The organism is Streptomyces sp. NBC_00259, assembly GCF_036181745.1.
Taxonomy (GTDB): Bacteria; Actinomycetota; Actinomycetes; order Streptomycetales; family Streptomycetaceae; genus Streptomyces; species Streptomyces pratisoli.
Genome location: NZ_CP108080.1, coordinates 6,695,649 through 6,711,122, shown reverse-complemented (window position 1 = coordinate 6,711,122; position 15,474 = coordinate 6,695,649). Strand labels below are relative to the sequence as shown.

The following is a 15,474-nucleotide window of genomic DNA, read 5'->3' as shown; positions in this document are numbered from 1 at the left end:
GGGCCGCCGCGCACACCCCGCGCCGCGGGGTGCCGGGCGCGGAGGCCCGGGCTCTGACGCGTCGGGCAGCACGGTGGCGTACACTCCCGCTGCATGCACTTGTCTGACAACTCTGCCGCCGTCGCCGACTGGATCCGCCGCGCCCCCAAGGCCGTGCTCCACGACCATCTGGACGGCGGTCTGCGCCCCGCCACGATCGTCGAGCTGGCCCGGGAGTGCGGCTACGACGCCCTGCCCACCGAGGATCCCGCCGCGCTCGCCGCCTGGTTCCGCGACGCCGCGGACTCCGGATCGCTGGAGCGCTATCTGGAGACCTTCGCCCACACCTGCGCGGTGATGCAGACCCGCGAGTCCCTCTTCCGGATCGCCGCGGAGTGCGCCGAGGACCTGGCGGCCGACGGGGTCGTGTACGCCGAGGTGCGCTATGCGCCGGAGCAGCACCAGGAGCGCGGACTCGGCCTCGACGAGGTCGTGGACGCCGTCAACGAGGGCTTCCGCGAGGGCGAGCGCCGGGCGGGTGGCCGTATCACCGTGCGCGCGCTGCTCACGGGCATGCGGCACACACGGCGCTCGCTGGAGATAGCCGAGCTGACCGTGGCCCACCGGGACCGCGGGGTCGCCGGCTTCGACATCGCCGGCGGCGAGATCGGCAATCCGCCGGCCAACCACCTCCCCGCCTTCCAGCACCTCAAGCGGCACAACTGCCACTTCACGATCCACGCGGGCGAGGCCGTCGGCGCCGAGTCCATCCATGAGGCCGTCCAGATCTGCGGGGCCGAGCGGATCGGGCACGGTGTCCGTATCACCGACGACATCCGGGTCCACGACGACGGCACGGCCACGCTGGGCCACCTCGCCGCGTACGTCCGCGACAACCGGATCGCGCTGGAGGTCTGCCCGACCTCCAACCTCCAGACCGGTGCGGCGAAGGACTACGCGACGCACCCGATCGACCTGCTGCACCGCCTCGGCTTCCGGGTCACGCTCAACACCGACAACCGTCTGGTCTCCGGCACGACCATGAGCCGCGAGTTCCAGCACATGGCGGACGCGTTCGGCTACGGGCCCGAGGTCTTCGAGAAGTTCACGGTCGCGGCCGTCGAGTCGGCGTTCCTGCCGCTGCCGGAGCGTCGGCGCCTCATCGACGAGGTGATCCGCCCGGGGTATGCGGCGATCGGCTGATCCGCCGGCACCGGACGGAGGTGAGGAACGCAGGCACCGGACGCAGGCGCGGACTGAGGCATCGGACGCAGGCACGGGCTGTTCCGCCGGGACCGGGGCGGGATCCGGGCGGAACCCCGGGCGGGATCCGGGCGGAACCCCGGCAGGCGCTCCGGTCCCGGCGGAACAGCACCCGGCAGGACGCGCCCCGGCCGTGACCGGGCGTCAGGTCAGCGCCGGAGCGTCCAGCGTCAGCGTTCCCGTCCCGGCGTCCAGCACCGCCGGAACCCCGAGGGGCATGGTCAGCGTCGTGGGGCCGTGCCCGAAGCCGACCTCCTCGACGACCGGCACCCCGAGCCCTGCGAGCCGGTCCTGGAACAGCGTCCGGACGTTCTCGTACGGGCCGCAGTCCGCCCAGGAGCCGAGGGCCAGGCCGGCCACCCCGTCCAGCCATCCCGAGCGCAGCAGCTGGGTGAGGATCCGGTCCAGTCGGTACGGCTCCTCCCCCACGTCCTCGATCAGCAGCAGCCCGCCGCGTGCCGAGGGCCGGGCGTGCGGGGTGCCGAGCTCGGCGGCGAGCAGGCTGACACAGCCGCCCAGCGTGATGCCCCTGGCCCGCCCCGGCACCAGCCCGCGGGCGGTCTCCAGGCCGAGGGTCATGACCGACTCGGGCTCGAACAGCGTGGCGCGCAGCGACTCCTGCGTGGGGGCGTCCTTGAGGAACGTCATCGCCGCGGTCATGGCGCCGTGCAGCGTCGACATCCCGGCGCGGACCGCGAACGCCTCATGGAGCGCGGTCACATCGCTGTATCCGATGAACGCCTTCGGGCCCGCCGCCCGTATCGCCGCCCAGTCGACGAGGTCCACCATGCGCTGGGCGCCGTAGCCGCCGCGGGCGCACATCACGGCGGAGACGGACGGATCGACGTACGCCTGCTCCAGGTCCCGGGCGCGGGCCTCGTCCGCTCCCGCGAGGTAGCCGAGCCGGGGATGCTCGTCCAGGACATGGGGCATGACGACCGGCTCCAGGTCCCAGCCGCGCAGAATGTCCAGCCCCGCTTCGAGCCGCTCGGCCGGAACGGGACCGCTCGGCGAGACGACGGCGATCCTGTCGCCCGGGACGAGACGCGGGGGCCGGGTCAGGGGCGTGAGGGTCACTGCGCGGGCTCCTGGTTCACTGCGTCCTTCATTTCTTCAGTTCGAGCTGGGGGACGTCGGTGCGTGCGATGCCGAACGTCTGGCCGTACAGGGACAGTTCGGCCTCCAGGGCGCGGATCATGGTGTCCGCGCGGCGGAACCCATGGCTCTCCCCCTCGAACGCGATGTAGGCGTGAGCGATGCCGCGTCCCGCCATCTGGGCGAGGAAACGCTCGCTCTGCACCGGTGGACAGATCGGGTCGTCCAGTCCCTGGAGCAGCAGGAAGGGCGCGGAGATCCGGTCGACGTGCTCGATGGGAGACCGCTCCCGGTAGCGGCCGGGGACCTCGGCGAGCGACCCGATCAGCGATTCGAGGTACCGGGACTCGAAGTCATGGGTCTCGTCGGTGGCCCAGCCCATCAGATCCAGGATGGGATAGATGATCGTGCCGCACGCGTACACGTCCGTGCCGGTGAGCGAGGCGGCGGTGGTCCAGCCTCCGGCGCTGCCGCCGCGGATCGCGAGCCGGTCGGGATCGGCGGTGCCTTCGGAGGCGAGGGCCTCCGCGACCGCGGCGCAGTCCTCGACGTCGACGACGCCCCACTGTTCGCGCAGCCGGTTGCGGTACTCCCGTCCGTAGCCCGTCGAACCGCCGTAGTTGACCTCGGCGACGCCGATGCCGCGCGAGGTGAAGTAGGCGATCTCCAGGTCCAGGACGAGCGGCGCGTGTCCGGTGGGTCCGCCGTGCGCCCACACCACATAGGGCGGCAGTTCGTCGCCGGGGGCGATGCGGTCCGGGTTGTGCGGCGGATAGATGTGGGCGTGGATCTCCCGGTTGTCCGGCCCGGTGAAGGTGCGGATCTGGGGCTCTGGGTAGTAGGCGGGGTCGACCGAGTCGGCGTGGGCCGAGCCGATGACGCGGGTCCTGCCGGTGCGGGTGTCGAGTTCCACCACCTCGTACCCGCTGCGCGGGCTCGCGGCGACGCCGACGACCCGGCTGCCGTGCGCGGCGAGCGTCGAGGCCCACTCGGTCCAGGGGCCGGCCGCGTCGACGAGCTCACCGGTCTCGGGGTCGAGTATCCCGAGGGCGGTGGAGCCCTTTCCGTGAATGACCGCGATCAGTCCGCTGTCGAGCGGCTGGAACCAGGTCAGGCCGATCTTCCACAGCGGGCCGCCGAACTCCTCGCCGCGGCCCTCGCAGAGACCGACGGCCGTCGGCTCGCCGCCGTCCAGGGCGTCCGGCCGGATACGGCGCAGCTCCCACCAGTTGCCGGGGTCCGAGACGAAGAGCAGGGATCCGTCCCGGGCCCAGCCGACCTGGGCCACCGACTCGTCGGGGCCGCCCGCGACGGGGCGCGCGCCCGCGAACGGCCCGCCGTCCGTCACCTCGCCGATCATGGCTTCCGTGCCGTCCCAGGGCATGCGCGGATGGTCCCAGGCGATCCACGCGACACGGCGCCCGTCCGGGGACAGCCGGGGGCCGGTGACGAACCGGTGCCGGTCGTCGGTCAGCTCCCGCACGGCCGCGCGGTCCCCGGCCGCGGAACCGTCCAGCGGCACGGCCGCGATCACCCGCCGCAGATCGGTGGGACTCTCGCCGGTGAACTCCTCCAGCACACACCAGACCTCGCCACGGTCCAGGTGGACGACCGGGTCGACCCAGCGCAGCCCGTCGCCCACCGTCGACACCGGGGTCAGCGGCCGCGGCTCACCGCCGCCGTCCGGTTCGTACGCGTACAGCCGCTGGTCGGGGTGGTGGACGAAGACGATGAGCGGGCCGCCCTCGGAGCGGGCGGCTCCGGCCCACGGCTGTCCGCCGTACTCGATGACCCGGCTGCGCACGTTCCACGGGGCGGGCAGGACCGACTCCTCGGCTCCGCCGGCCCGGCGGCGGACCAGGGCCCGGCGCCCTCCCTCGGCGGGGCGCGGCGCGGTCCACCACACCTCGTCGCCGACGGTGCCGACGAACTCGGGACGGCCGTCGTGCGACGCTGCGAGCGCGGCGTCGATCGGCGACGGCCATGTGCCGTAGGCCCCCGTGGGTACCATTGCCAACTCCCCCTATGCGGACTTCAGATAGTGGTCGAGAACGCGGACGCCGAAATGGAGTGCGTCGACGGGGACGCGCTCGTCGACGCCGTGGAACATGGCCGCGTAGTCGTACTCCTCGGGCAGCTTCAGCGGTGAGAAGCCGTACCCGGTGATGCCGAGCCGGGAGAACTGCTTGGCGTCGGTGCCGCCCGACATGCAGAACGGGACGACATGCCCGGCCGGGTCGAAGCGCTCGATCGCCGCGCGCAGTTTGGCGAACGTCGGGGAGTCGACGGGCGCCTCCAGGGCGACCTCCCGGTGGTGGAACTCCCAGTCGACGTCGGGTCCGGTGAGCCGGTCGAGGGTCTCACGGAACTCCTCCTCGCCACCGGGCAGCATCCGCCCGTCGACGAAGGCGGTGGCGTGCCCGGGGATCACGTTGACCTTGTATCCGGCGTCGAGCATGGTCGGGTTGGCGCTGTTGCGCACGACGGGTTCGACGAGTGCGGCGGCCCGGCCGAGCTTGGCCATGAGGGCGTCCACGTCAAAGTCCGGTGCGTCGACGTCGACGTCGATGCCGTAGAGCGCGGCAAGCTCGGACAGGGCGGCCCGCACGGTCCGGGTGAGGCGGACCGGCCACTCGTGGGCGCCGATCCGGCCGATGGCCGCGGCGAGCCTGGTGACCGCGTTGGCCCGGTTGACCTTGGAGCCGTGGCCCGCGCGGCCGTGGGCGGTGAGCTTGAGCCAGGCCGTACCGCGCTCGCCCGCCGCGATCGGGTAGAGCGACATCCCGGGTCCGGCGTGGAAGGTGAAGGCCCCGGATTCGCTGATGCCTTCCGTGCAGCCCTCGAAGAGCTCCGGGTGCTGATCGGCGAGGAAGCCCGAGCCGTCCTCCGCGCTCGCCTCCTCGTCCGCCGTGTAGGCGATGACGATGTCCCGCCGGGGCCGGATGCCGGCGCGCTTCCACGCCCGGACGACCGCGAGGACCATCGCGTCCATGTTCTTCATGTCGACCGCGCCGCGGCCCCAGACGACGCCGTCGCGCACCTCACCGGAGAAGGGGTGCACGGTCCAGTCGGCGGGCTCGGCGGGGACCACGTCGAGATGACCGTGGACGAGCAGGGCGTCGGCGGACGGGTCGGTGCCCTCGATCCTGGCCACCACGTTCGTACGGCCCGGTGTGCGCTCCAGCAGCACGGGCTCCAGTCCGGCTCCGGCGAGCCGCTCCGCGACGTACTCGGCCGCGGGCCTCTCGCGGCAGTCGCCGCCGCCGCGGTTGGTGGTGTCGATACGGATGAGTTCGGAGGTGAAGGCCACGACCTCGTCGAGGGCGATGTCGTCGACCGGTGATCCGGTCTGCGTTTCGGGGCGGGTCACGTCAGCCATACTGCTCCTCCACGGCGGCAGAGACGATCGTCGTGACCGCCTTGAACGTACGAATGGCCTCATACATCGTCTCGCTGGTGTAGACGGTGCGGCGCTCGCCGCTGCGGGCCGTGCCGGGCACCACCGTCGCGGCCGCGGCGAGATGCTCGGCGTCGAACTCCAGCTCCACCGTGAACGGGCCGCCCTGCACCGGCTCGTGGCGGACGGCGAGCGCGGTGGCCTCCTTGGCTGCCGAGCGGATGTCGGCAGCGGTACGGGCGGGGGTACGGCACACCGCCGCGTACCGCGAGACATGGTCCTTGACCGCGACCTTGCGGGCCTCGGGCGCATACCCCAGGGCGTCGTCGCAGGTGAGGTCGTCGCCGGTCACCAGGATCACCGGAACGCCGCACTCCGCGACCACCTGGGCGTTGAGCAGGCCCTCGCTCGCCCGGGTGCCGTTCAGCCAGACGCCCGTGATCGAGTTCGCGAGGTAGGTGTGGGCCAGGACGCCCTCGGCGCCCGCGCCCGTGTGATAGCCGATAAAGGCGATGCCGTCCACATCGCCGTGCTGCACGCCTTCCACCATGGAGAGCGTCTTGTGGCGTCCTGTCAGCATTTCCGCACGCTCGTCCAGGCGCTCCAGCAGCAGATTGCGCATGGTCCAGTGCGCCTCGTTGATGAGCACTTCGTCGGCACCGCCGTCGAAGAAGCCGAGCACCGCCGCGTTCACGTCCGAGGTGAACAGGGACCGGCACCGCTCCCATTGGGGGGTGCCGGGCAGCACATCAGCCGGCCAGGTGACGCCGGTGGCGCCTTCCATGTCGGCGCTGATCAGGATCTTCATGCCAGGAACCGTACGCGCCGCCCGCCGAGCCGACCAGCCCTGTGGATAACTCTTGGTGGTTCAGACCAATGACGTCCGTCACTCGGGCCCGCGACCAGCCATTTCACGGGCCCGGAGCACGGGCCGGAGCAGGGTCACCCGCGCGTCCTCGACGGGCCGTCCACCGCCGGCGCGCACCGCGCCACCCGCGAGTTCGATGTCCTGCCGCGTCTCGCGGGCGGGGATGGTCCCAGGTGATCAGGACGAGGAGCAGGCAGACGGCCCGCTCCTCGCGACCACAGAACCGCAGGGGCCGGCTTGATCAACCCTGGAGTTACGATGGCCACGGTGTGATCATCGGCGAGGAGCGCAGGTGTCAACGAACAATCCGATCATTGAGCATTTCGGCACCGAGGGTCTGCGCCGTTTCCCCGCCGTGGCGCTCCAGGGCTCCCATGTCCCCGAGGGGGCTACCCGGACACTACGCGAGCAAGGCATACCGGTCGCTGTCGGGCCGTACTTCCGTGCAGCATCCAGCGGCGATGCAGCTCAGCTGGGCGCTTTTGCTTCGCGTCAGCAGCTTCAGGCACCGCCCGGTCCGCTCAGCCGCTGGTTGCGTCTGGGGACCGACGGTGGGGCCGACCTTTGCGTAAGGCCGGATGGTGCGGTCCAGGCAGTGTTCTTGTCCGAGGTGCTGCCGGACATGTACGTGAGCGCGAGCGTCGATCTGTTCAGTGAGGCTCTCGTCCTGCTGGACCGTGCTGTGTCGCGCATCGCTGTGGCGGACGGCTTGCAAGGTGCCGTGCCCGTTCTGCACAGCCTGATGACTGGACTCCAGGAGCTTGACCCTCTGGCCTTCGCCGAGCGTGAAAGCTGGTGGCCGCGTGTCCTGGATGACGTACGGCACACGCTGAACTTCCCGTTCTCGGCATCCTTCGAGTTCGAGCTGGCAGGGGGGCGCAAGGAGGTCGTCACGGACAGCACGGGGATTGGCAGGTTGCACCCCGAAGAGCGGATCTGGCAGCGGCTCTCGTCCTCGGGAGTGCGCCCGGAACAGGTCACCCGGGTCTACTGCGAGCTTGAGCCTTGCTTCATGCCGGGTCACTACTGTGCTGTGTGGATGCAACATACCTTCCCCCGTGCGCAGTTCACTCACAGCTTCGGGTACGGGGCATCTGCGGAATCACGCGAAGAAGGACTCAAAGAGGCCATCATCTTCGCCGCTCGCCAGGCTCGTCGTCGGCAGGGTTAGCCCAAGAACCAGGGGGATGAGGTGCCAGAGGGGACGGCCGTCCGAAAACCGCGGCCGGGGGCCGGCCGGGAGCCTGCGGCATCCGCGCTGCTGGGGTGGCTCGCCGACGCCCGAGCTCCGCGGTTGTGCGTGCTGACGGGGCCGGCAGGTTCAGGTAAGTCCAACCTGCTTGCGTGGCTCGTGAAGCACGGCGAGATTCCATCCGTCGATGGAAACACGTGGCGAACTCACGCGGTGGCGCCGCTGGCAGGTTCGGGTCTGCGGGGAGCTGCGTGGCTTCTCGCAGATCACTTGGGAGTGGTGGCGAGGGCACCCGGTGAACTCATTGCGAGCATCGCCGAGGACATGCGACGTACCGTTTTGGTCCTTTGTGACCTCCACCTTTCGCAGGCAGCCGGGTCCGTGGTTGACCAACTCATCCTGCCTCTCCTGAAGATCCCTCACGTGAAGCTGGTTGTCGAGTCCCGCAGTGACGCTCTGTGCACGGAGCAACTCCTCGATCAGAACCCCGGACCGGCGCTTATGGATCTCAGCCAGCCCCGTTGGACGGACTTCGGCGGCTTCCTCCAGTGGGGGCAGACAGTCGCCCCTGCAGTCGACGTGGGGCCGCTGTACCCCTATCCCGGCCCGGTGGTGAGCCCGGGCCTGCAGGTGGCAGTGCCCCGTGAAGTCGATGACATCGCCTTTACTGCGGGTTCCATGGTGCGAGCCGATCCGCATGCGGTGACCGCGTGGTTGGAACACGAGGACCGGGCAGCGGAAATGGCGAGCGACCTCGGCCGCGCGTGGCTGAGGGCCGGCCAGGCTCTTTGTGGCGCCACGAAGGTTTCCACCCGCGCACTGACCTTACTGGCGGCGTTGGACAGTGGCCGACCTTCCGAGGCCCGTTCCGCTCTGGAAGAAATGACTCAACCCGAGTCATGGCGCTTGGTGCGCACGTACACACTGGAGGGCGGACACTCGGGCTGGCCCGGGCCTGTCTCCGCACTTGCGACAGGAAGGGCGCGGCACGCCGAGCACGTCCTGTGCGCTGATTTCCTCGGTGCCATACGGCTGCTGGACAGCGTAGGGGGCACTGCACGCGGACGCCTGTCAACCCGTCGAAGCCGCCCGGCCAAGGCACTGATGTGCCTGCCCGACGGCACAGCCACCGTCCTCGACGAGTTCGGAGGGGTCAGCCTTGTTGGCGAGGTTCCGCAGAAGCAGGGCCTGCAGGCCTTGCTCGAACCAGAGTCAGACCCGTGGAGCCGGCTACGTGAAGCCGTGCTGGCCTTCCCGGACCGTCCAGACGGCACCAAGCTCACGGCTGCCGCATCGCTGCCGGACGGTGTCGTCTTCGGAGACGCCACGGGACACGTACACGTTCTCTCCGTAGGGAAAGGTGGCGAGGTAGAAGCCACGTCACAGCTGTTGCACAATGGGCCCGTTGAAGCCGTTACGGGGCTTGAGCTCAACGGGACGGACATAACGCTGGTCTACTCGGGCGGTGTTGACGGTCGCATCCGGGCCTGGAGCCCGGCGGCAGAGCCGATGCCCGAACCCCTGCGGAGCAGGTCCACCTCCTTGGCGGCGATCAGTGCGAGTACCTCCTCCGCTCACTCCCTGGAACTGATCGTGGCCTGGGCCGATGGCCTGGTCGAATACATGGACCTCGACAGCGGAACTGTCCTTCCCTTCCGGCCGGGACCACCAGTGCGGGCCGTCTGCTCCCAGCGTGCTGCGACGGGTGAGACTCTCGTCGTGATCGGCATGGACGAGGCCATCACTGCACTCGTCCCGAATCCTTCCGCACCAGTCAACGGCTCATAGTCACAGTCCAGTTGGAGGAGCATCCGTCTAGAGTGGATCACCGTTGTGGACCGGACTTGCTACGACGGGGGTGCCACGGATGGGCATACAGCTGCCTGAAGACCTGCGGGACATCATGGAGATGGTGGGCGTCGACTGGCCCGACATCGATGAGGACGACCTCAAGGACACCGCACGGGAGTATCGCGAGTTCGCCGAGGAGCTACGCGACACCATCCGCGACGCCAACAAGGCCTGCAGTAACGTTTTGGCCGGCCGCAGCAAGGGCGTCGCGGTGGACGCTTTCAGGCAGCGATGGGGCAAGGTCTCCGGCCAGGACATGAAGCACCTGGCCGACGCCATGGACCTGCTTGCCGGCGCGATGGACACCGGCGCAGGCTACGTCACCACCTGCAAGGTAGCGGTCATTGCCGACCTCGGCACGGCGGCTGCCGCCGTAACCGGCGGACTGATCGGCGCCATCTTTACCGGCGGCCTCTCCGCGCTGATCGGTGCCGGCGCCGCCTTGGCGCTCAAAATGGCTATCAGGGAAGCCATCGACCTGCTCGTATCACAACTCGTCGATCTTGCCGTCGAGAAGATCGAAGGCGAGATCCTGACCAAACTCGAGGGCCTGTTCGACGACACCACCGCCTCCGGCGGGCGCGACAAGAACGGCTCCCTCTTGCCCGAGGGCTCCAGCGCTGTCGGACAGGACCTCTGGATCGAATTCGCAGAGTTCGCTGACGCCATTGACCAGCTCGGCAAGGAGCATGGCCGACTGCACGACAAGAAGAAGACCTTCGGCGATAAGCGAGCAAAGCGCAGTCTCGTCACCAAGAAGGACGACCGTTTCGCCAAGTTCGGTGCCGCCATCGACAAGGCCGAAGACAAGGTCGAGTCGACCGCAGTCAAGATGCACAAGGAAATTGAGAAGAACGTCGACGGCCTCGACAAGACCAAACGAACCAATGACGGCACCGACAAGGACGTCAAGGAGAAGGTCGACGGCTGCAGTCCTCGACGTAAGGACGGAGACGGCAAGGACGTACCCATGTACCTCCTCGCCAAGGACGGCACGGTGCAGCAGCTTCTACCCGACGGAACACTCAAGCCCGTCGACAAGGACGACAAGTCGGGGATCCACGACCTTCTCGAGTCCAACGGCACGGTGTGGCGGCCCGAGAGCAGGGCCGAGAAGGCAAGGGTGGGAGTTCAGGACGACGAGACCGCAGTTGTAAAGTCGAGCCGAGTCGACCCGTACGACGATCCGCTGGGACAGGCTACACAGATCGCCCGCTACGCCAATAACGACTACGAGAGCAAGCACAACTATGCGGCCGGTAGGTACATTGACCCTTCGGATTCGCAAAAGGAGATCATCCTCGTCGGCCGCAGCGATCGCGGCATGCACTCCGAGCGGGTCATAGGATACCCGTTGATTCACAAGGGAAAGCAAGCCGGACTGGACGAGGTTTTCACCGAACGTGCACCATGCCAGAAACGCAACAGCCGATGTGACGCATGGCTCGCAAAGCACTTCGCCACACACAACCCCGGTCTCACCGTGACTGATGTGGTCGACTACGATCAGCTGAACGGGAAGAGAGAAGAGGGCAACGCCCAGCATCAAAAGTATGTCGATGGATTGAAAAAGGCCCACGGCCGCTAGCTCGACCACACCCAGCGAGGTTCCAGCCATGAATTACTCCGTCAGCACGGCAGACATTGTCCGCTTGTTCGGGCTGCCGGGCGTCGTCATGTTCCCCCGCGACGCGCATGACCACCAAACCGTCGAGTCACCCTCGATGCGCATGCTCCACGAAGTAGGCCTTCCCCACGACGACTTGTTCCTGTCACGAATGGATGTCAAGGACCCGGTTCACGACCCGGCACTCCTCGGTGAGTTCCTGGCATCCATCGGGCGTCCATGCCCTCCAGGAGCCGAAGAATGGGCGGTCTTGGGCTACTTTCAGGACTCGCTCCTGGCCCTCGACTCAACCACCGAGAAGGTCTACGCCTTCCCGGAAGGCACCAGCCGTCACCTTCTCATGCACCGCAATGTCGAGTCCCTCGTCTACAGCCTCTGCGCGCTGCAGGAGTTCCACCTCGAACGCGACGCTTCCGAGGACGAGGAAGCACTCGCTCTGCAGACACGGTCCCGGATCGAAGCCTTCGACAGCACTCCCTTCGAAGACCCCATCTCAGAGTGGAACATCATCTTCGATGAAATCATGGAAGGCAGCTGGTAGAGCCACCCTCGATCCAACCGCGGGCCGCGCCGTCGGCTCAGCCCAGCAGAGCGGTGACCCGACCGTGTCCCCCTCCCAGAGCCACCATTTCCGGCCGGGACCTGATCACCTCAGCGGCGTGCGATGAGTCGGATGATCCTCGGCTGAAGAACAGCCTCTGCGCTCCAGTCGGTCATGTAGGGAACGCGCATGCCGTTCCTGTAGTGCTGTTGCGTCATGCTGCTCTACCTCCGCCCGCAGCTGGCTCGGGGGACTTCACGTATCCCGTGACTTCCGGGCAGCTCCTCGGGCGCAGGGCACGGGCTCGCTCAATGTGCCGAGCTGCGGTGGCGTCCCACTTCTCCGCACCGGCGGCAACCGCGATGGGGACGAGCCGCAGCAGGTGGCCGCTGAAGCGATCCGCAGTCTCCTCGAGGTGTTCTTCGGTGGGCACGATGTCGTCCAACACATCAGCCACGTCGTCAAGGAGCGCCCCGCAACGAAAGCTTCCCGGCTCCGCAACTTGCGCAGGACCATGCGTAGGCCGTCGGGACTCGATGGCAGCACCGCCCTCTGGACGATGGCGTTCTCCCCTGGATCGCCAAGTACCGTCTGTTCGGGGCCGCTTGAAGCAGTCAGCGTTCTACCGTCGCGGCAGTGATGTGCTGGGCGGGGTGGAGAAGGCACCGTGTTGTTCTTCCGCCACACACTCGAAGCGCTTGGCATCCGCAACCCTGAGGATGTCCTTCCGCTCTACCAGGAACTGCCTCGCGGCTCGGTTTGGAGAACGCGGAGCCAGCCGCGAAGCCGTCGAAGGCTGGTTCTACGACGGCCGAGAGGCACAGCGGGCACGAGCGTATCCTCCGCATCACAAGCTCCTGGGAGGACCAGGAGCTCATCCAACGAGCGGACGAGCTCCGACATGCGATGTCCCAGGACCGGGGCCATCCAGGCTCGGCCCGACCACACAGATGCCATCGTCGGCCTCGGCTGTCATGGCTACGTATGTAGCCGCGCGGTCCCACCGAAACGGGTGCGGAACGGGGTCTACCCCCGGGCCCAGATGGTGGCGCGGTCCCGTGGGTCAGGAGTACCGGTCCTCGTGCCCCAGCTGGAGTTCGCGCTCCGTACGCCCTCCGGCCGCGACCTGCAGCACCGTCGCCACCGGCGGATAGCCCGCCGCGATGACGGTGTACTCGCCGGAGGACAGGTCGACGAAGCGGAAGGTTCCGTCGGGGCCCGTGGTGAGGGTGTCGACGACGTTGCCGGCCGCGTCCAGCAGCGTCACCCGCGCGTCCTCGACGGGCCGTCCGCCGCCGGCGCGCACCGTGCCGCGCAGCACCGCGCCACCCGCGAGTTCGATGTCCTGCCGCGTCTCGCGGGCGGCCTGGACGCTGACGGGCAGCGCGGCCGGGCGGAAGGCCGGGGCGCTCGCCGCCAGCGTGTACTCGCCCGCCACCAGTTCACCGATCACATAGCCGCCCTCGCGCCCGCTCCGCGCGGACGCGACGACGTCGCCGCGTACGTCGGTCAGGGTCACGGCGGCATCGCGCACCGGGCTCCCGTCAGCGGTGACGACGCTCCCCGCGAGGCGCCCCGCTCCGCCGAGCACGACGTCCAGTTCGACCGGCCGTTCGCCGACGGTGACCGACACGGCCTGCGGCTGGTGCCCGCCGGCCGCCGCGATGAGGACGTAACTGCCGGAGCCGGGCACGCTGAGCGCGTACCGTCCGTCCTCGCCGCTCGCGCCGCGTCCGATCTGCTGCCCCCGGATGTCGATGAGGGTGAGCGCGGCGCGCGGGACGGTGCTGCCGTCGTGGTGCTGGACGGTCCCGCAGACGGGCACCCCGGCGCTGTGGGCTGCGGGCGAGGGAGCGGCCGGCGCCGTGCGGGCGTGCGGTACGGAGGTGGGGTCCGCGGAGGCGGGGGCGTGATGGGACACCAGCGGTTTCTCCTTGAGGAAGAAGGCGAGGAACAGGCCGAGGACGAGCACCGGTACGAGGTAGAGGAAGATCCGCGGCATCGCGTCGGCGTACGCCTGGATGTAGTGGTCGCGCAGCTCCGGCGGCATCGCGTGGACGAGCTGCGGGGTGAGGGACTCGGCGGCGGGAAGGCCGTCGGCTGCGTGGACGCGCCCGTCGAGCGCATGGGTGAGCCGGTCGGCGAAGAGGGTGCCGAAGACCGCCGCGCCGACGCTGCCGCCGATCTGCCGGAAGTAGTTGTTGGCGCTGGTGGCGGTGCCGAGATCGGCGGGCGGTACGGAGTTCTGCACGGCCAGGATCAGTACCGGCATCACCATGCCCACGCCGATGCCGAGGACGGCCTGCCAGAGCGAGTACTCGAGCCGGGTGGTGTCGGCCTCCAGCCGCGACAGCAGCCACATGCCGACGGCCGAGACGGCGGTGCCGGCCACCGGGTAGACCTTGTAGCGGCCGGTGCGGCTGATGAGCTGTCCGGAGACGATGGAGGCGACGACGATGCCGCCCATCATGGGCAGCATCAGCAGTCCGGACTCGGTGGCGCTCGCACCGTCGACCATCTGCAGGAAGGTGGGCAGATAGCTGGCCGCGCCGAAGAGGGCGACGCCGATCACGGCTCCCACGAGGCCGGTGATGTTGAACACCGAGTCGCGGAACAGCCGCAGGGGGATGACCGGTTCGGGCGCGTAGTGCTCGACGACGAGGAAGAGCAGGGTCGTTCCGGCGGCTCCCGCCGCGAGGCCCAGGATGACGCGTGAGTCCCAGGCGTACTCCGTGCCGCCCCAGCTCGTCAGCAGCACCAGGCAGGTGGAGGCGGCCGCGAGGAAGAAGGCGCCGAGGACGTCGAAACGGGCCCGCGCGGGCGGCTTGGGCAGCTTCAGGACGACGGCCACGACCGCGAGCGTGACCAGGCCGAAGGGCACGTTGATGTAGAAGCACCAGCGCCAGGAGAGATGGTCGGTGAAGAAGCCGCCCAGCAGTGGCCCCGCGACCGAGGCGAGCCCGAAGGCCGCGCCGATGAGGCCCATGAAGCGGCCGCGTTCCCTGGCCGGGACGATATCGGCGATGATCGCCTGGACGCCGATCATCAGTCCGCCGGCGCCGATGCCCTGGATCGCCCGGAAGGCGATGAGTTCGTCCATCGTGCGGGACCAGCCGGCCAGGGCCGAGCCGATGACGAACACGACGATGGCGAACTGGAAGACGCCCTTGCGACCGTAGAGGTCCCCGAGCTTTCCGTAGACCGGCAGTCCGATCGTCGCCGTGAGGAGATACGCGGTGATGGCCCAGGACATGCGGTCCAGGCCCTGGAGTTCACCGACGATCTTCGGCAGGGCGGTGGCGACGATCATCTGCTCCAGCGCGGCGAGCAGCAGCGCGAGCATCAGGCTGAAGAAGACGAGGCGTACGCGGCGTGGGCTCCGGTCCTCCACGGCGTCGGCCGCTGCCGGGGCGGGGGGCGCGGGAGGCCCGGGACGACCGGCCGTCTCGGCGGTCTGCCCGTCCTTCACCAGAGTGGTCCCGCCCACGTACTGCTCCCCTCGTCGCGGCTGCGCGGCGTCATTCTTCGCATTACACGCCAAGGAGGAGCAAGCGGGACGTTACCGGGAAACAGGCGCCGGAGAGGAGGGCGGGCGGGGCGACGGGGGCGCACAACAGGCGCTCATCAGGAGCTTTCCCGCGGCTCCCGGCACGCCGGGCGC

The 15,474-nt window shown here is 69.0% G+C and carries 11 protein-coding genes; 5 read left to right on the top strand and 6 right to left on the bottom strand.

The features are described from left to right. Positions 1-93: 93 nt before the first annotated feature. Positions 94-1,182, top strand: coding sequence for an adenosine deaminase (locus OG766_RS30120; protein WP_266386625.1), 1,089 nt, complete (start codon positions 94-96; stop codon positions 1,180-1,182). Between the two features lie 204 nt (positions 1,183-1,386). Here the strand turns inward: OG766_RS30120 and OG766_RS30115 are convergent, their stop codons facing one another. Genes OG766_RS30115 through OG766_RS30100 form a run of 4 tightly spaced genes read right to left on the bottom strand, consistent with a single transcriptional unit; the run spans position 1,387 to position 6,542 of the window. Continuing rightward, positions 1,387-2,319, bottom strand: coding sequence for a S66 peptidase family protein (locus tag OG766_RS30115; protein WP_266386628.1), 933 nt, complete (start codon positions 2,317-2,319; stop codon positions 1,387-1,389). Positions 2,320-2,347: 28 nt separating this feature from the next. After that, positions 2,348-4,348 carry an LpqB family beta-propeller domain-containing protein gene (locus tag OG766_RS30110; protein ID WP_328726630.1) on the bottom strand — a complete coding sequence of 667 codons (2,001 nt, stop codon included), beginning with the start codon at positions 4,346-4,348 and terminating at the stop codon, positions 2,348-2,350. Between the two features lie 12 nt (positions 4,349-4,360). After that, a complete protein-coding gene (locus tag OG766_RS30105) occupies positions 4,361-5,716 on the bottom strand; it encodes a M20/M25/M40 family metallo-hydrolase (protein ID WP_266386634.1) in 1,356 nt (451 codons plus the stop codon). Next, positions 5,709-6,542 carry a M55 family metallopeptidase gene (locus tag OG766_RS30100; RefSeq protein WP_328726629.1) on the bottom strand — a complete coding sequence of 278 codons (834 nt, stop codon included), beginning with the start codon at positions 6,540-6,542 and terminating at the stop codon, positions 5,709-5,711. The genes OG766_RS30105 and OG766_RS30100 overlap by 8 nt, the downstream gene beginning before the upstream one ends. Positions 6,543-6,894: 352 nt before the next feature. Between OG766_RS30100 and OG766_RS30095 the strand changes: the two genes are divergently transcribed. The 4 genes from OG766_RS30095 (at position 6,895) to OG766_RS30080 (ending at position 11,813) form a co-directional block, all read left to right on the top strand. Next, the gene (locus OG766_RS30095) at positions 6,895-7,773 is read left to right on the top strand and encodes an SUKH-4 family immunity protein (RefSeq protein ID WP_328726627.1); all 879 of its coding nucleotides are present in this window, start codon (positions 6,895-6,897) and stop codon (positions 7,771-7,773) included. 444 nt (positions 7,774-8,217) lie between these two features. Beyond that, the gene (locus tag OG766_RS30090; RefSeq protein WP_328726626.1) at positions 8,218-9,582 is read left to right on the top strand and encodes a WD40 repeat domain-containing protein; all 1,365 of its coding nucleotides are present in this window, start codon (positions 8,218-8,220) and stop codon (positions 9,580-9,582) included. 79 nt (positions 9,583-9,661) lie between these two features. Continuing rightward, a complete protein-coding gene (locus OG766_RS30085) occupies positions 9,662-11,233 on the top strand; it encodes a WXG100-like domain-containing protein (protein ID WP_266386646.1) in 1,572 nt (523 codons plus the stop codon). Between the two features lie 28 nt (positions 11,234-11,261). Further along, on the top strand, positions 11,262-11,813 hold the full coding sequence (locus OG766_RS30080) for an SUKH-4 family immunity protein (protein ID WP_266386649.1): 552 nt from the start codon (positions 11,262-11,264) through the stop codon (positions 11,811-11,813). A gap of 214 nt (positions 11,814-12,027) precedes the next feature. Here OG766_RS30080 and OG766_RS36780 read toward each other — a convergent pair whose 3' ends face one another. Further along, entirely contained in the window at positions 12,028-12,270 is a 243-nt protein-coding gene (locus OG766_RS36780) for a DUF6415 family natural product biosynthesis protein (protein WP_353961742.1), read from the bottom strand. Between the two features lie 606 nt (positions 12,271-12,876). Beyond that, positions 12,877-15,300, bottom strand: a complete 2,424-nt coding sequence (locus OG766_RS30075) for an MFS transporter (protein WP_266386651.1) — start codon at positions 15,298-15,300, stop codon at positions 12,877-12,879. Positions 15,301-15,474: the final 174 nt, after the last annotated feature.

Excerpts from the sequence above, each read along its gene's own strand:
- OG766_RS30120 (WP_266386625.1), top strand. The coding sequence starts at position 94 with ATGCACTTGTCTGACAACTCTGCCGCCGTCGCCGACTGGATCCGCCGC.
- OG766_RS30110 (WP_328726630.1), bottom strand. The coding sequence starts at position 4,348 with ATGGTACCCACGGGGGCCTACGGCACATGGCCGTCGCCGATCGACGCC.
- OG766_RS30105 (WP_266386634.1), bottom strand. The coding sequence starts at position 5,716 with ATGGCTGACGTGACCCGCCCCGAAACGCAGACCGGATCACCGGTCGAC.
- OG766_RS30100 (WP_328726629.1), bottom strand. The coding sequence starts at position 6,542 with ATGAAGATCCTGATCAGCGCCGACATGGAAGGCGCCACCGGCGTCACC.
- OG766_RS30085 (WP_266386646.1), top strand. The coding sequence starts at position 9,662 with ATGGGCATACAGCTGCCTGAAGACCTGCGGGACATCATGGAGATGGTG.
- OG766_RS30080 (WP_266386649.1), top strand. The coding sequence starts at position 11,262 with ATGAATTACTCCGTCAGCACGGCAGACATTGTCCGCTTGTTCGGGCTG.